The organism is Consotaella aegiceratis (assembly GCF_036541425.1).
Taxonomy (GTDB): Bacteria; Pseudomonadota; Alphaproteobacteria; order Rhizobiales; family Rhizobiaceae; genus Consotaella; species Consotaella aegiceratis.
This window is the reverse complement of the sequence record NZ_JAZHFT010000015.1, coordinates 40,385-62,937: the sequence shown is the minus strand read 5'-3', so window position 1 is coordinate 62,937 and position 22,553 is coordinate 40,385. Positions and strand designations below refer to the sequence as shown.

Sequence of the window (22,553 nt, the reverse complement as noted above, 5' to 3'; positions counted from 1 at the left end):
AGAATGCAACCTGATTTCCTTGCCTCGAGCCTGTCGGTCGTCGGCCCGGAGCTGATCATGGCGGTGGGCGCCATGGTCCTTCTGATGATCGGCGTCTTCGTCGGCGAGAAAAGCGTTCAGACGGTGACCGGCCTGGCGGTGGCTCTGCTTATCATGGCGGGGCTCTGGCTGCTGCTGGTGGCGCCGGAAGGGCCGGCCTTCGGCGGCTCGATCGTGCTTGATCCGTTCGCCCGCTTCATGAAGGTGCTGGTGCTGATCGGTTCGGCCGTGGCGCTGATCATGTCGGTGGGCTTTGCCGAGCGCGAGCGCTTCAACCGCTTCGAGTTTCCGGTGCTGATCGTCCTGTCGACGCTCGGCATGATGCTGATGGTCTCGGCGGGCGATCTGCTCTGCCTCTATCTCGGTCTCGAACTGCAGTCGCTCGCCATCTACGTGGTCGTCTCCATCAATCGGGATTCGATCCGCTCCACCGAGGCCGGTGTCAAGTATTTCGTGCTCGGCGCGCTGTCCTCGGGCATGCTGCTCTACGGCGCCTCGCTGATCTACGGCTTTACCGGGCAGATCGATTTTCGCGCCATCGCCGGGGTGCTCTCCACCGAGCCCTCGCTCGGCCTGATCATCGGCATGGTGTTCCTGCTCGCCGGTCTCGCCTTCAAGATCTCGGCGGTGCCGTTCCACATGTGGACGCCCGACGTCTACGAAGGCGCGCCGACGCCGGTGACGGCCTTCCTGGCCGCCGCCCCGAAAATCGCGGCGATGTCGCTGATGCTGCGCTTCACCGTCCAGGCCTTCGGCCCGCTGCACGACGATTGGCGTCAGGTCATCATCTTCATCTCGCTCGCCTCGATGCTGTTCGGCTCGTTCGCCGCGATCGGCCAGCACAACATCAAGCGCCTGATGGCCTATTCCTCGATCGCACATATGGGCTTCGCCCTGGTGGGCCTGTCGGCGGGCAGCGTCGAGGGTGTCTACGGCGTCATCATGTACATGACCATCTACATGGCGATGACGCTCGGCACCTTCGCGGTCATTCTGTCGATGCGCCGTCGCGACGGCATGGTCGAGGAGATCAACGATCTGGCCGGCCTGTCCAAGACCGACCCCGTGACCGCTCTGTTCCTGACCATTCTGATGTTCTCGCTGGCCGGTGTGCCGCCGCTGGCGGGCTTCTTCGCCAAGTGGTTCGCCTTCGCCGCCGCGGTGAAGGCCGGCTACTGGGAAGTGGCCGTGGTCGGCGTTCTCGCCAGTGCCGTGGGCCTCTACTACTACCTTCGGATCGTCAAGGTGATGTGGTTCGACGAAGCTGCTGAAGAGTTCGTGCCGGCGGCGACCGAGCTGCGCTTGGTGCTCGGCGCGGCGGCGCTGTTCATCTTCCCGGTTTATATCTTCGTCGCCGGTCCCATCTCGTCCGCGGCGGAAGCAGCCGCGCGTACGCTGTTTTGAATTGGCAGCCCACTTTCAATTGTCGCCGATAGCGGCGCAGGCCGGCTACCGGCTGGAAGCCTTTTCCGAGGTCGGGTCCACCAATGCGGTGGCGCTTCAGCGTGCCGCCGCGGGGGATCCGGGACGGCTATGGATCGTCACCGATCATCAGACCAATGGTCGTGGCCGGCGTGGCCGGCGCTGGGAAGGCAGCCGGGGCAATCTGGCCGCCAGCCTGCTGTTGCGGCCGCCGGTCGATCTCGCGGTGTCGGCGTCGTTGGGCTTCGTCGCGGCTCTGGCGCTAGGTGAGGCGCTGGAAGCCGTCGTGTCCGGGCCGACCCTGGCGATTGCGCCTGACGGCGGGTCCGCCCAAGGTGGCGGACGCTGGGCCCTCAAATGGCCGAACGACGTGCTCGTCGGTGGCGCCAAGCTGGCCGGCATCCTGCTGGAGACCGTGGCTTTGGGCCAGCAATCCTTCGCGGTGGCGATCGGCATCGGCGTCAACGTCGTCGACCATCCGGAGAACGCGCCGTTTCCCGCGACCGATCTGACGGCGCTCGGAGGGCGATGCGACGCCAGCCGCCTGTTTCTGGCGCTCAGCGATGCCTGGACCTCGAACGTGCAGTTGTGGCAAGACGGCCGTGGGCTCGACGCGATCCGGTCCAAGTGGTTGAAACATGCCGCAGGCCTGGGCTCGGAAGTGGCCGTCAGACTGGACAATCGGATCGTGCGAGGCACATTCGAAACCATTGACGCCGATTGCCGCTTTGTCATTCGGGAGGATAATGGGCGCCGGACGACGGTGACTGCGGGCGATGTTCACTTCGGCGCGGTCGCGTCGGCGCACGCAGATTGAGTAATAGACGTTTTATGACCACGAATAGTCAAAACCAGCTCGTCTTCTGCCCTTTGGGCGGTGTCGGCGAGATCGGCATGAATCTCGCCCTTTACGGGTACGGCCCGGCCGGCGATCGCGAATGGATCCTGGTCGATTGCGGTGTGTCCTTCGCCGGTCCGGAGCTGCCGGGCATCGACTTGGTCTTTCCCGACATCAGCTTTATCGAGAGCGAACGTCATGCGCTGAAAGCGATCATCATCACCCATGCGCACGAGGATCACTACGGCGCTTTGCTCGACCTCTGGCCGCAATTGAAGGCGCCGGTCTATGCCACGGCCTTCACTGCCGGCCTGCTTCAGGCCAAGCGCGAAGGCGAGCCGGGGGCGCCGAAGATCCCGGTCACGCTGTTCAAGGCCGGCGAACGCTTCGATTGCGGACCCTTCTCGATCGAGGCGATCAACGTCACCCATTCCATCCCCGAGCCGGTGTCCCTGGCGATCCGCACGCCGGCCGGCACCGTGCTGCACACCGGCGACTGGAAGATCGATCCGGAGCCGACGCTCGGCGAGCCGACGGACGAGGCGCGGCTGCGCCAACTCGGCGACGAAGGCGTGCTCGCCATGATCTGCGATTCCACCAACGCGCTGCGCGACGGGGAATCGCCGAGCGAAACGCAGGTCGCGGTTTCGCTCGCCCAGATCATCGCGGAAGCGAAGGGTCGGGTCGCGGTCACAGCCTTTTCCTCCAATGTCGGGCGCATCCGATCGATCGCCGAGGCCGCGCGCGATGCCGGCCGCCAGGTCATGCTGATGGGTCGCTCGATGAAGCGCGTCGTCGATGTGGCCGACGAGCTCGGCTACATGGAGGGCCTGCCGCCCTTCGTCACCGAGGAAGACTACGGCTATATTCCGCGCGACAAGATCGTGGTCATCCTGACCGGCAGCCAGGGCGAGCCGCGCGCCGCGCTGGCCAAACTGGCGCGCGACGAGCACCCCAGCGTCGCGCTGGCCAAGGGCGACATGGTGATCTTTTCGTCGCGCACCATCCCAGGCAACGAGCGCGGCATCATCGACATCAAGAACGCCCTGATCGATCGCGGCATCGTGGTGATGGAGGATGGCGACCGCCTGGTCCACGTCTCCGGCCACCCGCGGCGATCCGAGCTCAAGCGGATGTATGAATGGGTGCGCCCGCAGATCGCCGTCCCTGTCCATGGCGAGGCGGCCCATCTGGTGGCGCATGCGGAATTGGCGCGCGCAATGGGCGTTCCGACCGTCGTTCCGGTGCGCAACGGCCGGATGGTCCGGCTGGCGCCGGGTCCCGCCGACGTGATCGACGAGGTGCCGACCGGTCGCATCTACAAGGATGGCCGTCTGATCGGCACGGCGCAGGAGCTCGGCGTTCCGGACCGCCGCAAGCTGTCTTTCGTCGGCCATGTCTCGGTGCTGGTGGAGCTCGACGGACGACTGGAACTCGATGTCGACCCCGACGTGGTGGCGCTGGGCCTGCCGGCGGTCGACGGCGAGGGCGAGGATATGGAGGATCTTCTGATCGACGCGGCGGCCGGTGCGGTGGAAAGCATTCCGCGATCGCGGCGCAAGGATCTCGGTACGGTGCGCGAGGCGGTGCGGCGGTCGGTTCGCTCCGCCGCCGCCGATGCCTGGGGCAAGAAGCCGGTCGTCACGGTTTTCGTCACGCGCGGATCGTGACGCGGGCCGGCCGAAACCGGGCACGCGACGGGGAAGGGGCATGCCATGGGGTGGATTTCCGGGCTCGCGGTGTTCTTCATCATCTGGTGGACGGTGCTCTTCATCATCCTGCCCATCGGCATCCGCTCCCAGGCGGAGGAAGGCGAGGTGACGCTGGGCACGGAGCACGGCGCGCCCAACAGCGTGCCGCTCTTGCGCAAGGCCGTGCAGACGACGATCGTGACGATCATTATCTTCGGCGCCTATTACCTTGTGACGCAGGTGTTCGGGCTCGGTCCGAACACCATTCCCCAGTTCATTCCGAGCCACCTGGCCGGCTCCTGACCGGGTGGGCGATCGATCCGACGGCTTCGGCGTCGGCATGAGCACAGGCAGGCGCGGCGCTCCGTCACGGTTGATCGCGAAAAGCCTTCGGCACTGCATTCTCCTGCGTTCAACCGGATCGTGATCCTCTGGCCGTTTCGCTGCCGCAAAGCGCTGGCGTCATCGGTTGCGCCGCACCGGCGCCAAAGGAGCTTTGTCATGTCCCCGCTGCCCCTCGATCGTCGCCAATTGCTCGCCCGATTGGCGGCGCTCGGCACCGTCTCCGTTGTGCCGACGGCTGTGGTGGCCGCCGCAGCCGACGAAAATCCGATGTCGAAGGAGGCGGTCTTCTACGATCCACGGATACCGGTTCAGGGCAATCCGAACGGCGACACGACGATGGTCGTGTTCTTCGACTACCAATGTCCCTACTGCAAGGCCTCCCAGCCTGACGTCGAGAAACTGGTCGAGACGGACGGCCGGATCCGTCTAGTGATGAAGGATTGGCCGATCTTCGGTCCGCCGTCGCTCTATGCCTCGCGGCTGACACTGGCCGCGGGAGACGGCTATGTGGAGGCCCAGGCTGCTCTGATGGCGACCCCCGATCACTTGACGCCCGATGCAATCGAGGCAGTGCTGCGCGAAGCCGGCTTCGATCCGAACGCTCTGAATGCGGCCTACGATCAGGACAAGGCGCGCATCAACGGCCTTCTGCAACGCAACAGCACCCAGGCCGAGGCCTTCGGTCTGGCAGGCACGCCCGCCTATGTCATCGGCACGACCCTCTATCCCGGCGTGCTCGACTTCGATGCAATGAAGCAGGCGGTCGTAACGGCGAGAAAGAGCTAAGCGCCTTCGTCGACACTGAAATGCCGCCTTGGCCCGATGCGGCCTCGGCCACAGCGCAAATCGAGAACGGAAGGTATCGGGCGAAATGCGCCGTCGATGCATGCCGTCCATGGTCGGGTGCCGATGGTTTCGGGCGTGAAAAATTGGTGTCGCAGTGCGAAAAGTAGATCAGCCACGACCGGTCGTGGCTGACTTTTAGCCGCAATTGCCGGTTTTCGTGGCATCTGCGTTAAATTGAAGTGTCGCAGCTCCTCATGGAGCTTCGTCGTAAGTAGATCAAGCAACTGGTATGGTAGATTTCGTTAGGTCAAAAAAAATGCAAGGCATTTGCCTTGCATTTTTAGTGTGCAGGTCTCGACTTCTCTCCGAGAAATACTCGGGGCTGCGGCTTTCACCGCGCCGGAAATCACGTCCTCCCAAGACTAGACCGATCGCCGGAAGATTTTCACTTCCGTTATGGTAAGGCATGTTAGCGAGTGTTCATCGCGTTGTCACGCAAAATTTCATGGTTGTGACAATCTTTTTGCCAATTTGATCTTGGATTGGGCAGGGGATGCCGCTCATGCGGGCACGATGAGGCGCTTTTCAAGAGGTGCCTGAACGTCTATGAACCCGGCCAAGGCTCTTCAGCCGTTTCGTCGGCTCCACCGAAAGTGCGATTTCAGCATGCGCCTGTCGCGATTTTTTCTCCCCATTCTCAAGGAAACGCCCAAGGAAGCCGAGATCGTCTCGCATCGCCTGATGCTGCGCGCCGGAATGGTTCGCCAGCAGGCGGCCGGCATCTATTCCTGGCTGCCGCTGGGCAAGCGTGTGCTCGACAAGGTCTGCCGGATCGTTCGCGAGGAGCAGGACCGCTCGGGTGCGCTGGAATTGTGGATGCCGACCATCCAGTCGGCCGATCTCTGGCGCGAGAGCGGCCGCTATGACGACTACGGCAAGGAGATGCTGCGCATCACCGACCGGCATGAGCGCGATCTCCTCTATGGTCCGACCAACGAGGAGATGATCACCGAGATCTTCCGCTCCTATGTGCGGTCCTACAAGGACCTGCCGCTCAATCTCTACCATATCCAGTGGAAGTTCCGTGACGAGGTGCGGCCGCGCTTCGGTGTGATGCGCTCGCGCGAGTTCCTGATGAAGGACGCCTATTCCTTCGATCTCGATTTCGAGTCCTCGCAGACCGCCTATCACCGGATGTTCGTGGCCTATCTGCGGACCTTCGCGCGATTGGGCCTTCAGGCCATCCCGATGCGCGCCGACACCGGCCCGATCGGTGGCAAGCTCAGCCACGAGTTCATCATTCTCGCCTCGACCGGCGAGAGCGAGGTGTTCTGCCATCGCGATTATCTGGGTCTTGCGGTGCCGGGCGACGACGTCGACTTCAACAATGCCGCGGAACTGGCCTCGATCGTCAAAACCTGGACGACGCCCTATGCGGCGACGGACGAGATGCACGACGAGGCCGAATGGGCGACTCTCGCCGAAGGCGACAAGCTGGCTGCCCGGGGGATCGAGGTCGGCCACATCTTCCATTTCGGCACCAAATACTCGGACCCGATGAAGGCCGTGGTGGCCGGCCCGGACGGCAAGGAGACGCCGGTCTACATGGGCTCCTACGGCATCGGCCCGTCGCGCCTGGTCGGCGCCATCATCGAAGCCTCGCACGACGACAACGGCATCATCTGGCCGAAATCGGTGGCGCCGTTCGACGTCGGCCTGATCAATATGAAGCCCGGCGATGCCGATTGCGACCGGCTCTGTGACGAGATCTACGGCAAGCTGGGCGCAGCTGGCCTCGACGTGCTCTATGACGACGTCGACGTGCGGGCCGGCGCCAAGTTCGCGTCCATGGATCTGATCGGGCTGCCGCTCCAGGTGATCATCGGGCCGCGCGGCGCCAAGGCGGGCGAGGTCGAGATCAAGGTACGGGCCACCGGAGAGCGACTGACGCTGCCGCTGGACGCGGCTCTCAATCGCGTTGCCGATGAGCACTGACGCGATTGTCGAAACGGCCGCGCCGGAGGTGAAGTCTCACCCCTTCGCGCGGTTCGAATGGATGGTGGCGGGGCGCTATCTGCGAGCCCGCCGGCGGGATGCCGGCGTTTCGGTGATCGCAGGCTTTTCTTTCGTCGGCATCATGCTGGGCGTGGCCGCCTTGATCATCGTCATGTCGGTGATGAACGGGTTTCGCGGCGAGTTGCTGACCCGCATTCTCGGCGTCAACGGCCATGTCATCATGCAGCCGATCGACACGCCGCTGACCGACTATGACGAAGTGGCCAAGCGCGTGTCGGCGGTCGATGGCGTCGACTATGCCGCGCCGCTGATCGAGGGGCAGGTGCTGGCCTCGGGCTCCGGCAGTGCAGGGACCGGGGCTCTGGTGAAGGGGCTGCGCGGCAGCGATCTCACCAAGCTGAAGCCGATCGCCGACAACGTCCAGTCCGGCTCGCTTGAGAATTTCGACGACAGCGGCGGCGTCGCCATCGGCAGTCGGATGGCGGCCAATCTGGGACTCGCCCAGGGCGATCGGATCACGCTGGTGTCGCCCGAAGGCGACGCCACGCCGCTCGGCATGGTGCCGCGGGTCAAATCCTATCCGGTGGTCGCGATCTTCGAGATCGGCCTGTCGGAATATGACGCGGCCTATGTCTATATGCCGTTTTCCGAGGCTCAGCTCTTCTTCAATCAGGAAGGACAGGCCCAGACGATCGAGATCTTCGTCGACAATCCCGACGATGTCGCTTCGCTTCAGGCACCGATCGAACAGGCGGCGGGACGGCCGAACTATACGGTCACCTGGCAGCGCCAGAACCAGTCGTTCTTCTCGGCGCTGGAAGTCGAGCGCAACGTGATGTTCATCATCCTGACGCTGATCGTGCTGGTGGCGGCGCTCAACATCATCTCCGGGTTGTTCATGCTGGTGAAGGACAAGGGGCGCGACATCGCCATCCTGCGCACCATGGGGGCGACGCGCGGCGCGGTCATGCGGGTGTTCCTCATCACCGGCGCCTCGATCGGCGTGGCGGGAACCGCCGCGGGGCTGGTGCTCGGCGTGCTGTTCTGCCTGAACATCGAAAACATCCGGCAGTTCTTCTCCTGGGTCTCCGGCACCACGCTGTTCGATCCTGAATTCTATTTTCTGAGCCGGTTGCCAGCAGAGGTCGATGCGCTGGAGGTCGTGGCCGTGGTGGCCATGGCGCTGGTGCTGTCCTTCCTGGCGACCCTGTTTCCGTCCTGGAAGGCATCGCGGCTCGATCCTGTCGAGGCTCTGCGGTACGAATGACCTCCACGAGCGCGCTTCGGCTCGACTGCGTCGAGCGCCATTATCGCGAAGGCGAGGGCCGGCTGACGATCCTCTCCGGTGCCGACTTTCAGATGGACAAGGGCGAAATGGTCGCCCTCGTCGCGCCGTCCGGGGCCGGAAAGTCGACGCTGCTCCATATCGCCGGTCTCCTGGAGCGGCCGGACGCGGGCGAGGTCTTCGTCAACGAGGAGCCATGCGGCACACTCGACGACGACCGCCGCACCGCGATGCGCCGCGAGGCCATCGGCTTCGTCTACCAGTTCCATCATCTGCTGCCGGAATTCTCGGCGCTGGAAAACGTCATGCTGCCGCAAATGATCCGCGGACTGCCGCGAAGCGTCGCGGCCGAGCGGGCGCGGCAGCTTCTCGACTATATGCGGATCGGCGCGCGGGCGGAGCATCGGCCGGCCGAACTCTCGGGCGGCGAGCAGCAGCGCGTCGCCATCGCCCGCGCCGTCGCCAACACGCCCTATGTTCTGCTGGCCGACGAGCCCACTGGCAACCTCGATCCGACAACGGCGGGCTATGTCTTCGATGCGCTGACGGCGCTCGTACGCCAGTCGGGCGTGGCCGCATTGGTGGCGACCCACAACCATGAGCTCGCCGCACGCATGGATCGCGCCGTGACGATCCAGGACGGCAAGATCGTTCCGCTTCAGATCGCCTGACCGGCCCCTTTTCCGCAAAACCGTTCAGCCTTCGGGCAGCGCCACCGTGTCCAGCGCGATGTCGAGGTGCTCGGCCAGCGCCCGCACCACGATCGCATGATCGTCGCGCTGCTTGAGACCTGAGACGGTCACGCACCCGACGATTCCGGCGCTGGCAACCCTGATCGGAAAGGCGCCGCCATGGGCGGCATAGTCGGCGTCGGCAATGCCGTAGCGTGCGGCCAGCGTGCTGCCCGTCCGCTGAAGATCGAGGCCGACGGCATACGAGCTGCGATAGAAGCGGGCGACGACCGCGCTCTTGCGCCGGACCCATTCGAGATTGTCGGGCTTGGTGCCGGCCAGCGCGGTGAAGAACAAGGGCTGGCCGAAACGGCGGACATCGATCGCGATCGGCAGGCCGGTGCCGAGGTCGCGCAGCCGGGTTCCCAGTTCCCAGGCCGTTTCCTCGTCGAACCTCGAAAACTGAAGCTCCTGTTCCTGCCGCGCGATCGCGGCGAGATCGCGTTCCAATGCGGCGCGGTTCTCTGGGGTCATGGCGATCGGGCTCCGTAATCTCTCGGTTCTCTGAGGCGTTCGCCGGTGCCAATCATATCCGGCCAGCTGAGGCAAGCTGAGGCCTCGGTCTTTGGCGACAACCATTCAAACGGCAGGGAGGACAATTCCAGCGGACAGCCGCTTGACGACCGAATGAAAATAGAACATAACAAGAACATAAGGAAAACGGAGTGAATATGATGACGATCGTCAAAGACATGGCTTCGCTGCTGGCCGTTTCGATGTTCCTGGTCAGTTTCTCCCTCGTCGCGGCTTCTCTTTAGGGCGCGCGCCCCGGCAAAGCAGGCCCGATACGGCTGCCCATAGGCGGGTCCGAGGGCCATCCAGTCGGCCCCGAAGCGGACTCTTCGCTGGCTGGCGTTGCCTCGTCGAAAGTGGTCGACACGGGCCTCTCGCGCTTCGGGTCGAGGATCGATCGCCCGCATTTCGGACGCTCTTCCGGTTAGAACAATTGTCCGGGCAGCCGGCGGTGCCATCGGTATGGGGCGGTTTCTTGTTGAAAGCCGTGCGCGAGCCCGGCGGCAGCCGGTGCCGGCTGCTATATCTCTTGGTTCGCGTGGGGCGTTCCGGAGCGGATTCATCCGTCGGCCGGAGTGCATCGCTTCCACGCTGCATGCCTACGGATGGAGATGTCGATGGACAATGCCGCCTCAGCCGTGTCGACGGGCGCGATATCGTCTCCGCGTTTCATCCATCTCAGGGTTCACAGCGCCTTTTCGCTTCTCGAAGGCGCCTTGCGCGTTGACCAGATCATCAAGCACGCCAAGGCCGACGGGGCGCCGGCGGTGGGCATCGCCGACACCAACAATCTGTTCGGCGCGCTGGAATTCTCGGAAAAAGCCGCCAAATCCGGCATCCAGCCGATCCTCGGCTGCCAGCTCGAGGTCGACTGGCAGGATGAAAGCGGGGAAGGACCCGGGCAGCGGGAGCGGGCAGGGCAGGCCGTCCATCCGCCGATGGTGTTCATCGCGGCGACCGAACGCGGCTATGAAAACCTCGTCGAGATTGTGTCGCTCAGTTATCTCGGCCATGACGGCGCCACGCGTCCGCATATCTCGGCCGACTGGCTGGACGGGCGGACCGAGGGGCTGATTGCGCTCACCGGCGGACCGCTGGGTCCGATCGGAACGGCGATCGCGGCGGGCAAGGGCGGGCTGGCGCGCGAACGGCTGGAGCGGCTGAAGGCGCTGTTCGGCGATCGCCTCTATGTCGAATTGCAGCGGCACGAGGGGCGCAGCCAGCGGGTCGAAGCCGAGACGGTGTCCCTCGCCTACGAGCTCGAACTGCCGCTTGTCGCCACCAACGAGCCGTTCTTCTTCTGCCCCGAGGACTTCGAGGCGCACGATGCGCTGATCGCGGTGGCCTCGAACAAGCTGGTGAGCCAGGAGGACCGGCGCCGGCTGTCGCGCGATCACTGCCTGAAGTCGCAGGCCGAGATGGCGATGCTCTTCGCCGACCTGCCGGAGGCGCTGCGGAACACCGTCGAGATCGCCCGGCGCTGTGCGTATCGCGCCCGCACCCGCAAGCCGATCCTGCCCCGCTTCGCCGGGGCCGATGCGGACCCCGACGAGGCGGAGAAGGCGGAAGCCGCGGAGCTGCGCAGGCAGGCCGCCGAAGGCCTGCAAAAGCGCCTTGCCTCGCACGGCCGGGCGCCGGGGACGAGTGAAGCCGACTATCACGAGCGGCTGGAATACGAATTGGGCATCATCGAGAAGATGAAGTTTCCCGGTTACTTCCTGATCGTGTCGGACTTCATCAAGTGGGCGAAGAGCCAGTCGATTCCCGTCGGCCCGGGCCGCGGCTCGGGCGCCGGCTCGCTGGTCGCCTATTCTCTGACCATCACCGACCTCGACCCGCTGCGCTTCTCGCTGCTGTTCGAGCGCTTCCTCAACCCGGAGCGCGTGTCGATGCCGGACTTCGACATCGACTTCTGCCAGGACCGGCGCGAGGAGGTGATCCGTTACGTCCAGGCCAAGTACGGGCGCGAGCAGGTCGGCCAGATCATCACCTTCGGTTCGTTGCAGGCCCGCGCCGTGCTGCGCGACGTCGGCCGGGTTCTGGAGATGGCCTATGGCCACGTCGACCGGCTCTGCAAGCTGGTGCCGGCCAATCCCGCGCACCCGGTAACGCTCGCCCAGGCACTGGAGGAAGAGCCTCGGCTTCAGGAGGCCCGTGAGAAGGAGGAGGTCGTCGACCGACTGATCTCCTATGCGCTGAAGCTGGAGGGGCTTTATCGCCACGCCTCGACGCACGCCGCCGGCATCGTCATCGGCGACCGGCCGCTGTCTCGCCTGGTGCCGATGTATCGAGACCCGCGCTCCGACATGCCGGTGACCCAGTTCAACATGAAGTGGGTCGAGCAGGCCGGCCTGGTGAAGTTCGACTTCCTCGGCCTGAAGACGCTGACCGTGCTGCAGCGGGCCGTCGACCTCATCCGGCGCCGCGGCATCGACATCAACCTGTCGACCCTGCCGCTCGACGACGCCAAGACCTACGAGATGCTGACCCGCGGCGAGACGGTCGGCGTATTCCAGGTGGAATCGGTCGGTATGCGCAAGGCGCTGATCGGCATGCGTCCCGACTGCCTGGAGGACATCATCGCGCTGGTCGCGCTCTACCGGCCAGGCCCGATGGAGAACATCCCGACCTACAACGCGCGCAAGCACGGCGAGGAGGAGGTCGAGATCATCCATCCGATGATGGAGCCGGTCCTCAAGGAGACCCAGGGCGTCATCATCTATCAGGAGCAGGTGATGCAGATCGCCCAGGTGCTCGCCGGTTATTCGCTCGGCGAAGCGGACCTGTTGCGCCGCGCCATGGGCAAGAAGATACGCGCCGAGATGGACAAGCAGCGCGTGCGCTTCGTCGATGGCGCCAAGAAGAACGGGATCGACAAGGCGCAGGCGAACACGATCTTCGACCTGCTCGCCAAATTCGCCGACTACGGCTTCAACAAGTCGCACGCCGCTTGCTACGCGCTCGTCGCCTACCAGACCGCCTTTCTCAAGGCCAACTATCCGGTCGAGTTCCTGGCGGCGTTGATGACGCTCGATTCGGGCAACACCGACAAGCTCAACGACTTTCGCCAGGATGCCCTGCGGCTCGGCATCGAGGTGGTGCCGCCCTCGGTGCAGACCTCGTTCGGAACTTTCGAGGTCGAGGGCAACCGGATCTTCTATTCGCTGGCGGCGATCAAGGGCGTCGGCGAGCATGCGGTCGAGCACATCGTCGCGAAGCGCGGCGACAAGCGGTTCAAGAGCCTGGAGGACTTCTGCGCCCGGATCGATCCGAAGATCGTCAACAAGCGCACCATGGAATTCCTGATCGCAGCCGGCGCCCTCGACTGCTTCGGCCAGGATCGGTCGCGGCTGATGGCCAATATCGAGCGGATGGCCGCCTATGCCCAGCGCCTTCACGACGGGCGGGCCACCGGCCAATCGGACATGTTCGGCCTTGCCGGGGGCGAACCGGAGCCGCTGCACCTCGCCGACGCGCCGCTGTGGACCTCCTCGGAGCGCTTGCTCAAGGAGTTCCAGGCGGTCGGCTTCTATCTGTCGGCGCATCCGCTCGACGAATATCGCGAGACCCTCAAGCGGCTGCGTGTACAGACCCACGCCGAAGTCGTCGCCAGCGTGAAGCGCGGCGCCAGCGCCGGCCGGCTGGCCGGCACGGTGACGGCGCGCCAGGAGCGCAAGACGCGCACCGGTGGCAAGATCGGCATCGTGCAGATGTCCGACCCGAGCGGCCAGTACGAGGTGGTGCTGTTTTCCGAAACGCTGTCGACCTATCGCGAGCAGCTGGAAGCCGGCGCGTCCGTCATCGTGACGGTTGCCGCGGAGGAGCGGCCGGAAGGCATCTCGCTGCGCGCCCAGTCGGTCCAGTCGCTGGAGGACGAGGCGGTGCGAATGCAGAAGGCGCTCAGGGTATTCCTGCGCGACGCGGCGCCGCTCAAGACGTTCCGCTCGCAGCTCAAGGACGGCGGCGACGGCGAGGTCTCGCTGATCCTGGTGCGTGACGAAGGCGAGCGTGAGGTCGAGATCGCGCTGCCGGGACGCTATCGGATCTCGCCGCAGATGGCGAGTGCCATCAAGGCGGCACCGGGCGTGGTCGACGTCGAGCTCGTCTGACGCAAGCGGGCCGACGGCAGGAATTGGGCGGCGGCTCAAGCGAACGGGCGCCTTGGCCATGAAGGCGACGGCGTGAGTCGTTTGGGCCGAGGTCGGATAGGACCCTGCGTTGCGATGTCGGCGGCCTCTATGCGGGGCCTGTTGCAGCAGGCGCCGCTCGCTTTCGGGGGCTTCCCCGGCGGGGCGACGGGAGTAGTCCAGAAAGGCCCGGCTCTAGCTATCGTTTCGGCGGCACGTCTCTAGCGCTTCCCTCGGTGCCCGGAGCATTCGATCCAGGCAGAGCCTCTGGTCTCGGTCCCGCCTCCGGCTTGAAGGTATAGCCTGTCTCGATCGCGCCGGTGCCATAGCGGTCGCGCAGCCGGTCCAGGGCTGCCTCCGCCTTGGCGCGCTTAGCCAGCGAAGGATCGACGAGATCGTCCGGATCGGCCAGCGACGACGGAGCGAAGCCGCTGCAGCCGATGCCGATCAGCCGGAAGGCGGTGCCGTCGATCTCGTGCGCAAGCAGCGAGCGGCCGACCTCGAAGATGCGATCGGCCAGGCGCGTCGGGTGTGCGAGCCTGCGGCTCCGCGTCCGTGTCTTGAAGTCGGCGGTCTTCAGCTTCAGCGTGATCTCGTGTGCGGCGAGGTTGGTGGCCTTGAGGCGACGCCCGACCGTCTCGCTCAGCTTCCGCAGCAGCGGTATCAGGTCCTCGGCCTTGCGCAGGTCCTTGTCGAAGGTCGTCTCGCCGGAAATGCTCTTGGTCGGGCGTCGCGGGTCGACCGAGCGGCTGTCGAGCCCGCGCGACAGCCGCGCCAGGCGCTGTCCGATGACGCCGTAGCGGCGCATCAGATCCTCTTCCTTCATCTCCTGAAGCTGACCGATAGTGCGCAGGCCGTCGCGTTCCAGCTGCCGGTCGAGAGCCGCGCCCACACCCCATATGGCGGTGATCGGCCGGGCCGCGAGAAAGGCGAGCGTCTCGGCACGGCCGATCACCGAAAAGCCGCGCGGCTTTTCGAGGTCGGAGGCCATCTTGGCCAGGAACTTGTTGTGCGACAGGCCGACCGACACGGTGACGCCGAATTCCGCCTGGATGGCGTTGGCGAGCAGGGCGAGCGTCATGGCCGGCGGCATCTTGTGCAGCCGTTCGGTGCCGGATAGGTCGAGGAACGCCTCGTCGATCGACAGCGGTTCGACCAGCGGCGTGATCGCCCGCATCTTTTCGCGGATGGCGCGCCCGACCTCCACGTATTTCGCCATGTTCGGCCGGATGACGACGGCCTCCGGACAGAGCTGCAGCGCCTTGAACATCGGCATGGCCGAGCGCACGCCGCTGATCCGCGCGATGTAGCAGGCGGTCGAGACGACGCCGCGACGGCCGCCGCCGACGATCACCGGCTTGGTGGCAAGCTCCGGTTTGTCGCGCTTTTCGATCGACGCATAGAAGGCGTCGCAATCGATATGGGCGATCGACAGGTCGAAAAGTTCGGCATGGCGCAGGACGCGCGGGCTGCCGCAGCGCTGGCAGCGGCCGACGCCTTTCGACTGGACCGTCATGCAATCGCGGCAGAAGCTTCGAAGGGACTGGCTCATCTCGATGGTTCGCGCCTGATCGAGATCCGATGCTACGTCAGCCCGATCCCAGAAGAAATCGATTCTGCCGCATCGTCCCGCAATCTCAGTCCTCGGTGACCCCGTATCCGTCGGCAAGCGCCGCTCGCGCCCGACGAACCACCTGCGGGTCGATTGCCGCATCGGCGGAGAAGGCCAGAAGCGTCGGCTCGTGATTGAGGAGAAAGTCGAGCAGGCCGGCAAAAAAGCCGGGCTCGCGCACGCGCGCTCTGAGCTGGTCGGCTTCGAGGCCGCTCAAGGCCAGGAAGCGACCGAGGAGCTGGGGATCGGACGCGACGAACTGCAATGCTCGCACGCCGACGAGTTCCGCTTCCTCGCGGTCGATGGGTGCATTCCGGTTCTGCATTGCCGGGTCTCTTTTGCCTCTTTGCCGCTTTCGGCGGCTCGATTCCGATTCGTAAATGAAAATGGGTTATGGTTCGACTATGCGGCGCCACAAAGGGCGATCCACAGACAGGATCGGTCTCACTCTGGAGGATCGCGGATGACCAAGACCGTGATGATCGTGGAAGATAACGAGCTGAATATGAAGCTCTTCCGCGATCTCATCGAAGCGCATGGCTATCGCACGGTGCAGACCCGCAGCGGCCTGACGGCCGTCGACCTCGCGCGCGAACATCGGCCGGACCTGATTCTGATGGATATCCAGCTGCCGGAGATTTCCGGCCTCGATGTCACCCGGCAGCTCAAGAGCGACAGCGAACTCCACAAGATTCCGGTGATCGCCGTCACTGCGTTCGCTATGAAGGGCGACGAGGAGCGAATCCGCAAGGGGGGGTGCGAGGCCTATATATCGAAGCCGATCTCGGTGGCGCCGTTCATCGCCATGATCAAGTCGTTCCTCGGCGACACTTGAGGAGGCCGGGATGTCGGGCCGCATTCTCGTTGTCGATGACGTTGACGCCAACCTTCGGCTGCTGGAAGCCCGTCTGACGGCGGAGTATTTCGATGTCGTCCTGGCGACGAGCGGCCCCGAAGCGTTGCAGATTTGCCAGAGCGAGCCGATCGATCTGGTGCTTCTCGACATCATGATGCCGGCCATGGACGGCTACGAGGTGTGCCGGCGACTGAAGGCCAATCCGAAAACCATGCATCTGCCCATCGTGCTGATCACGGCGCTGGACCAGCCGTCGGATCGCGTGATGGGGCTGGAGGCGGGGGCCGACGACTTCCTGACCAAGCCGGTCGGCGACCTTCAGCTGTTTTCCCGCGTGAAGAGCCTGACGCGGTTGAAGCGTCTGACCGACGAACTGCGCGTGCGCGCGGAGACCACCGTCGATCTGGTGTCGCGCTCGGACCTGATCGAACAGCTTACCAGCGCCGGTCGGGCCGGCCAGCTTCTCGTTCTCGATGAGAATGCCAAGGCGGCCGAGCGCCTGGCGCGGCTGCTGCGACGCGAGCACGCGGTGACGGTCATCGGTGGCGCCGACGAATTTCGCGAATCGGCCGCGATCGGCGGCCACGAACTGCTGATCGTCAATCTGACGGCGGAGGGTTTCGATCCGCTGCGGCTCGTCTCCCATCTGCGCTCGTCCGAGGCGACGCGGGCCGTTCCGATCCTTCTCGTCGCCGAGCTGCACGACGAACAGCGCGTCGCGCGGGCCCTTGAACTGGGCGCCAACGACTATCTGCTTCGTCCGGTCGACGGCAACGAGCTGTTGGCGCGCACCCGTACGCTGATCCGCCGCAAACGCTACGAGGATGGCCTGCGGCAGAGCCTCACCGAAACGATCGAGATGGCGGTGCGCGATCCGTTGACGGGCCTCTATAACCGGCGTTTCATGGAAAGCCACCTCGAAAAGGCGATCGCTCGCGCGCGACTCGACGGCAAGCCGCTGGCCGTGCTGATCGCCGATATCGACCACTTCAAGAAGATCAATGACGGTTGGGGCCACGACGCCGGCGACCTGGTGCTGAGACAGTTCGCCGCGCTGATCACGCAGACCCTGCGCGGCAGCGACCTGGCTTGCCGTTATGGCGGCGAGGAGTTCGTGATCCTGATGCCGGAGGCGGACGGGCGCGCGGCGCAGCTCATTGGCGAGCGGCTCCGGGCGAGCGTCGCGGAAACGGCGGTCGATCTCAAGGGAGAGCTGATCTCGATCACGGTGAGCGCCGGCTGCGCGGTCTTCAATCCTGCGAGCGACGATGCGTCGAGCCTGCTCAAGCGGGCCGATCAGGCTCTTTATGCGGCTAAGCGGGGAGGCCGCAATCGCGTGGTCGGAATGGCCGCGTAAGGCACTGAAATCCCAGCTTGCTTAACGGTTGTTTACCAAACATCCATGCTTTCGAAGTGATTCGTTGATTTTGTTCCTGTTTTGAGCGAGGCTAGAGCCACACAACAAGCCAAGGCGCTTGGCGAGTTACCCCATGGAATGCTCAGGTCCGCCGCATCTCCTGGGTCCCGTGGGGCGGCCGGTCGGTATCCCGATCATCGCGGTTTCCTCGTACCGCGTCGGGTATGCCGGCCGGCCACTTTTATTTGGACCTTCTCTACGCTCTCGCATCACCGAAAACAAAAACGCCGCCTCAAGGGCGGCGTTTGAGCATTCGGTCGTCGCGACGACTACTTGATCTTCGTCTCGCGAAATTCGACATGCTTGCGCGCGACCGGATCGTATTTGGTCTTCACCATCTTGTCCGTCATCGTGCGGCTGTTCTTCTTGGCTGTATAGAAGTAGCCAGTGTCAGCGGTGCTGAGCAGCTTGATCTTGATCGTTGTCGCCTTGGCCATCGTGTTCCATCCGCGGTGCGTCTTGAGGCGTCTTGTGATTAGCCGGCATCACGCGGCGCCTCTGTCATCCAAATTTGTCCGCATGAGCCCCGAAAGGACTTGCCTTGCCGGGATCATGCTTCGGGCTCCGCGAGTCGCCGACAGGCCGGACATCCGTACCGCAGCGCTTGCGCTTGAGTTTGAGGAGCGGCGGATCCGCCGCCGGCCGGACTACCGACCGACCAAACCAATCGGCGCCACCGGCGGGAGCCGATGACGCTTTGGCGGCGGACACTAGCGATCCCGCCAGCCAAGTCAAGTCCGGCGGCCACCAAACAGCAGCCTCAACAGCGTCAAAAGCAGGTAGGCGCTGAAAAAGAAGGCCAGGGCCCAGGCAAATCCACTGGGGCCGAAGGCGTCCATGGACGCGCCGATGGCTTGGGGCCCGAGCAGCATGCCGAGCGAATAGCAGAAGATGAAGGATGCGTTGGCCGCCGCCAGTTCGCCGCCGGACAGGCGCGAACCGAGATGGGTCAAACCCACGGTGTAGAGCCCGGCGACGACGCCACCCCAGACGAACAGCACGCAGGCCATGACCCACCAGTTCTCGATGAGCAGCGGCAGGCAGAGAGTGCCGCCGAGCCCGACGAAGGCGCACAGCGCCAGCAGCGATCGCCGATCCTTGACGCGGTCGCTGATGAGCCCGATCGGGATCTGCATCAGCACGTTGCCGAGGCCGACCGCACTGAGCAGCTGCGCCGCCTCGGCTTCGGAAAAGCCCACCCGGACGCCGAAGATCGGAAACAGGGCAAAACCGCCGGCTTCCACGGCGCCGAAGATAAGCACGGCGCCGGTCGCCGTCGGAACGGCGAAGAGATGGCGCCAAAAGGCGCCGCCGGTGCGCTCCGAGATCACCGGCTGCCTGTTCCACGCGAGGAGGAGGGGGATCGCCGAGGCGACGATGATGCCGGAGCCGACAGCGAAGGGCAGAATGCCGTCCGCGCCGAGTTGAGAGAACAGCCAAGGGCCGAGCGCAAACCCGAGCGACAGAACCGAAGCGTAGATGCCGAGGACCAATCCGCGGCGACCCGGCGGTGCGGCCGCGTTGATCCAGAATTCGGACAGTACGAAGAGCGCCGTGATCGAGAAGTGGAAGACGAGGCGCAGGGGAAACCACGTCCAGAACGGCACGAAGAAATAGAAGCCGAGGCCGGACAGGCTGGACAGCACGATCGCGATCAGCATGCTCATGCGCACGCCCAGGCGCCGCGCGATCGAGGTGACGAGGGGGGCGGCGATCAGCGAGGCGATGCCCGCCACCGCGGTGTTGGCGCCGATCAGCGTCGCCGGAATGCCGCGGCGCTCCAGGATGACGCTCAACAACGGAAGGCCCAGGCCGAGTCCGGCCCCCACGGCGGTGATCGAGGCGATGGCGGCGCTCGCCGACAGCCAGTCCACCGATTCGACTTCGCGCTTGGCGTCCTGGATCAGATTGTCCGGCGTGCTTTGTTCCATGTCCAGGCTCAGATCGTCTCCGGCGTTGCGACGCCATCTCGGCAGATTGAGAACGCTACGCGCGACTCGAAGGCCAAGCGACCTGCGGTCGCTCTACCATCCGAAGAACGATTCCGGCCAGACGCGACTGCCGGAAAAGCCGGGAAAATGAGGCGAACTTGATGGTGGATCGGCGTCGCCGGAAGCATTCCGGAAGCCGTGCATGCGTCGAAAGGACGATCCCGACGGACGATCAGCCGAGTTCGTCGGACGGCGCCGGCTCGTCTCCGCCGAAGCCGTGCATGCGCATGGCCCATTGGAGGCCGATCGTAGCCCCCTTCAGCGGGCGCAGCAGGGCCAGGCACATGGCCAGGGTGACGAGCGGCCAGACGATGCTGTGGACCAGCAGCGACCAGCCGAACAGGTCGTCGGCCGTCATGAACAGCCCGACCACCACATGCCCGACGATCAGGATCGTCAGATAGGGCGGCATGTCGTCGGCGCGGTGGTGATGGATCTCTTTGCCACAGACCGAGCATTCGTGCACGGTGGTGAGATAGCCGGCAAACAGCTTGCCTTCGCCACAACGCGGGCAGCGGCAGCGCCAGCCATTCGCCAGAGCGGGCCAGATCGGCCGCGCCGCCGGTGAGGCACCGAACACGGCTGTCGTGGGATTGCGATCGTCCATCATCGTCTCTTGCGCGGCTTGCCGGGTTTGGTCGCCTTGCCGACGCGCTTGCCCGGATGCGCCGGTTTGCGGCGGCGGGCCTTGTGGAACGATTGGGTGGAGCGGGGCAGTGCGCGCGGCTCGGTCAGCATTTCGAAGCGCATCGAGCCGGCCAGCGGAACGGCCTCGACCAAGCGCACCTCGACGCCGTCGCCCAAACGGTAGCCGCGTCCGCTGCGGTCTCCGATCAGCGTGTGGGCCGCCTCGTCGTAATGGAAGAATTCGCCGCCCAGTGTCGAAATCGGCACGAACCCGTCGGCGCCGAAGGTCGGCAGCGTGACGAACAGGCCGGCCTTGGTCACGCCGGTGATGCGGCCCTGAAAGCTGTCGCCGACACGGTCGGCCAGATGGTGGGCGATGAGCCGGTCAACGGTGTCGCGTTCGGCCGCCATGGCGCGCCGCTCGGCCCGCGAGATTTCCTCGGCGGTCGCTTCCAGGTTCTCCTCGTCCTCGCGGCTGAGACCGCCTTCTCCGAGATGCAGCGCGGTGACGAGCGCGCGGTGGACGACGAGGTCGGCATAGCGCCGGATCGGCGAGGTGAAATGCGCATAGCGCATCAGGTTCAGGCCGAAATGACCGATGTTGTTGGGCGAATAGGCGGCCTGGCTCTGCGAGCGCAGCACGACCTCGTTGACCAGGCTTTCGTGCTCTCCCGCCTTCACCTGGCGCAGGATACTGTTGAAATGCGAGGGGCGCAGCGTTCCCGCATTGGCCAGCGAAATGTCGAGCGAGCGCAGAAAGTCGCGCAGCGATTCGAGCTTGGAGAGCGACGGCGCGTCGTGGGCGCGATAGATCAGTGCCTGGCGGCGCTCCTCGAGCGTCTCGGCGGCGGCCACATTGGCCTGGATCATGAATTCCTCGATCAGCCGGTGGGCGTCGAGGCGCTCCGGCACGACCACGCGATCGATTTTACCGACTTGGTCGAGGACGATCTTGCGCTCGGGCAAATCGAGATCAAGCGGCTGGCGGCGGTCACGGGCTTCCTTCAGGACGGCATAGGCGTTCCAAAGTACGCGCAGATGCGCCACCACCTCGGGCTCGATATCGTTCGCCGCACCATCGATGGCCGCCTGCGCCTCCTCATAGGCGAGCTTGGCGCGGCTCTTCATCATCACGCGGTGGAAGCTGTGGCGGCGCTTGTCGCCCTGGGCGGACATCGTCATGCGCACCGCCAGGGCAGGGCGCTCCACGCCCTCCTTCAGCGAGCAGAGGTCGTTGGAAATCCGCTCGGGCAGCATCGGCACCACCCGATCGGGAAAGTACACCGAGTTGCCGCGCGTCAGCGCCTCGCGGTCGAGCTTGGAACCGGGGCGGACATACCAGGCGACGTCGGCGATCGCCACGGTGACGACGAAGCCGCCCGGATTGCCCGGATCGTCGTCCGGGGCCGCGTAGACCGCGTCATCGTGATCCTTGGCGTCCGCCGGATCGATGGTGACGAGCGGCAGCGCGCGCCAGTCCTCGCGATTCTCCATGGTGGCGGGGCCGGCCGCTTCGGCTTCGGCCAGAACGCCTTGCGGGAAAATGTGGGGAATGCCGTGAGCATGCAGTGCGATGGTCGAGATCGCCCGCTCGCTCTTCATCGAGCCCACCACCTCGATCACCGTGGCGAAGGGCAACCCGGCGCGCCGCTGGCGCCCGGGCTCGACTTCCACCAGATCGCCGTCGACGGCGCCGGCCGCGTCGCCGGGCGCGACGGCATATTCGAGCTGGCGGCGCTCGACCGGCTCGACGCGTCCTCCGCCTCCGGGCATCGAACGGAAGACGCCGAGCGCGACGTTGGAGCGCTTTTCCAGGACACGAATGACGCGGGCGATCGGGCCTTCCGGATCGTCCGGGCTGAGGCGGGCCAGGATGCGGTCGCCGATCCCGGCGGCCGGCCCCGAATCGCGCTTCTGACGCACGGAAAAGCGTGGCCTGTCGCCTTGCTCCGCTTCGTCCCAGCCCGACGGTTCGGCCAGCAGGCCGCCGTCCTCGTCACGCCCGCGGATCTCCAGAACGGTGACGCCGGGCAGTGCGCCCGGCTGGGCATAGCGTCTGCGGCCGCCCTCGATGACGCCCTCGGCCTGGAGGTCAGCCAGGATGTCCTTGAGCGCCAGCCGATCTTCGCCCTTGGCTCCGAACGCCTTGGCGATGTCGCGCTTGCTGGAGCGCGAGGGATTGGCGGCAATGAAGCGAAGAACCTCTTCCCGCGTCAGTCCGGGGCGTGTCCCGATCGCTCTCGCCCGCCGCGCCACG

General features: G+C 65.1%; 18 protein-coding genes. 11 read left to right on the top strand and 7 right to left on the bottom strand.

Translation table 11 applies throughout. The features are described from left to right. Positions 1-3: 3 nt before the first annotated feature. The 8 genes from nuoN (at position 4) to SMD10_RS12205 (ending at position 9,093) form a co-directional block, all read left to right on the top strand. A complete protein-coding gene (gene nuoN / locus SMD10_RS12240) occupies positions 4-1,443 on the top strand; it encodes an NADH-quinone oxidoreductase subunit NuoN (RefSeq protein WP_331685983.1) in 1,440 nt (479 codons plus the stop codon). Position 1,444: 1 nt separating this feature from the next. Next, positions 1,445-2,278, top strand: coding sequence for a biotin--[acetyl-CoA-carboxylase] ligase (locus SMD10_RS12235; protein ID WP_331685982.1), 834 nt, complete (start codon positions 1,445-1,447; stop codon positions 2,276-2,278). A 14-nt stretch (positions 2,279-2,292) separates the two neighbouring features. Further along, positions 2,293-3,969, top strand: a complete 1,677-nt coding sequence (locus SMD10_RS12230) for a ribonuclease J (RefSeq protein ID WP_331685981.1) — start codon at positions 2,293-2,295, stop codon at positions 3,967-3,969. 45 nt (positions 3,970-4,014) lie between these two features. Then, entirely contained in the window at positions 4,015-4,293 is a 279-nt protein-coding gene (locus SMD10_RS12225; protein WP_331685980.1) for a DUF1467 family protein, read from the top strand. Between the two features lie 198 nt (positions 4,294-4,491). Continuing rightward, complete coding sequence (locus SMD10_RS12220; RefSeq protein WP_331685979.1) at positions 4,492-5,121, top strand: DsbA family protein; 630 nt, start codon at positions 4,492-4,494, stop codon at positions 5,119-5,121. A 666-nt stretch (positions 5,122-5,787) separates the two neighbouring features. Next, positions 5,788-7,116 (top strand): proline--tRNA ligase, encoded by a 1,329-nt coding sequence (gene proS / locus SMD10_RS12215; protein ID WP_331685978.1) that lies wholly within the window; start codon positions 5,788-5,790, stop codon positions 7,114-7,116. Then, complete coding sequence (locus SMD10_RS12210) at positions 7,106-8,404, top strand: lipoprotein-releasing ABC transporter permease subunit (RefSeq protein WP_331685977.1); 1,299 nt, start codon at positions 7,106-7,108, stop codon at positions 8,402-8,404. The genes proS and SMD10_RS12210 overlap by 11 nt, the downstream gene beginning before the upstream one ends. Beyond that, on the top strand, positions 8,401-9,093 hold the full coding sequence (locus tag SMD10_RS12205; protein ID WP_331685976.1) for an ABC transporter ATP-binding protein: 693 nt from the start codon (positions 8,401-8,403) through the stop codon (positions 9,091-9,093). The genes SMD10_RS12210 and SMD10_RS12205 overlap by 4 nt, the downstream gene beginning before the upstream one ends. 24 nt (positions 9,094-9,117) lie before the next feature. Here the strand turns inward: SMD10_RS12205 and SMD10_RS12200 are convergent, their stop codons facing one another. Then, a complete protein-coding gene (locus SMD10_RS12200) occupies positions 9,118-9,627 on the bottom strand; it encodes a heme-degrading domain-containing protein (RefSeq protein ID WP_331685975.1) in 510 nt (169 codons plus the stop codon). Positions 9,628-10,277: 650 nt separating this feature from the next. Between SMD10_RS12200 and dnaE the strand changes: the two genes are divergently transcribed. After that, on the top strand, positions 10,278-13,775 hold the full coding sequence (gene dnaE, locus SMD10_RS12195) for a DNA polymerase III subunit alpha (protein WP_331685974.1): 3,498 nt from the start codon (positions 10,278-10,280) through the stop codon (positions 13,773-13,775). A 217-nt stretch (positions 13,776-13,992) separates the two neighbouring features. Here the strand turns inward: dnaE and SMD10_RS12190 are convergent, their stop codons facing one another. Together SMD10_RS12190 and SMD10_RS12185 are read right to left on the bottom strand one after the other, a co-directional pair. Further along, the gene (locus SMD10_RS12190; RefSeq protein WP_331685973.1) at positions 13,993-15,345 is read right to left on the bottom strand and encodes a DNA polymerase IV; all 1,353 of its coding nucleotides are present in this window, start codon (positions 15,343-15,345) and stop codon (positions 13,993-13,995) included. Positions 15,346-15,430: 85 nt separating this feature from the next. Beyond that, positions 15,431-15,730: a DUF3572 domain-containing protein gene (locus SMD10_RS12185; protein ID WP_331685972.1), complete on the bottom strand. Its 300-nt coding sequence runs from the start codon at positions 15,728-15,730 to the stop codon at positions 15,431-15,433. A gap of 138 nt (positions 15,731-15,868) precedes the next feature. Between SMD10_RS12185 and SMD10_RS12180 the strand changes: the two genes are divergently transcribed. Continuing rightward, positions 15,869-16,240, top strand: a complete 372-nt coding sequence (locus SMD10_RS12180) for a response regulator (protein ID WP_331685971.1) — start codon at positions 15,869-15,871, stop codon at positions 16,238-16,240. Between the two features lie 10 nt (positions 16,241-16,250). Further along, on the top strand, positions 16,251-17,618 hold the full coding sequence (locus SMD10_RS12175) for a PleD family two-component system response regulator (RefSeq protein WP_331685970.1): 1,368 nt from the start codon (positions 16,251-16,253) through the stop codon (positions 17,616-17,618). A gap of 329 nt (positions 17,619-17,947) precedes the next feature. Here SMD10_RS12175 and rpmG read toward each other — a convergent pair whose 3' ends face one another. The 4 genes from rpmG to rnr form a co-directional block, all read right to left on the bottom strand. Beyond that, positions 17,948-18,115: a 50S ribosomal protein L33 gene (gene rpmG / locus SMD10_RS12170; RefSeq protein WP_331685969.1), complete on the bottom strand. Its 168-nt coding sequence runs from the start codon at positions 18,113-18,115 to the stop codon at positions 17,948-17,950. A gap of 294 nt (positions 18,116-18,409) precedes the next feature. After that, positions 18,410-19,609, bottom strand: coding sequence for an MFS transporter (locus SMD10_RS12165; protein WP_331685968.1), 1,200 nt, complete (start codon positions 19,607-19,609; stop codon positions 18,410-18,412). Between the two features lie 232 nt (positions 19,610-19,841). Beyond that, positions 19,842-20,276 (bottom strand): DUF983 domain-containing protein, encoded by a 435-nt coding sequence (locus SMD10_RS12160; RefSeq protein WP_331685967.1) that lies wholly within the window; start codon positions 20,274-20,276, stop codon positions 19,842-19,844. Beyond that, complete coding sequence (rnr, locus tag SMD10_RS12155) at positions 20,276-22,552, bottom strand: ribonuclease R (protein WP_331685966.1); 2,277 nt, start codon at positions 22,550-22,552, stop codon at positions 20,276-20,278. Before rnr ends, SMD10_RS12160 begins: the two co-directional genes overlap by 1 nt. Between the last annotated feature and the right edge of the window lies 1 nt (position 22,553).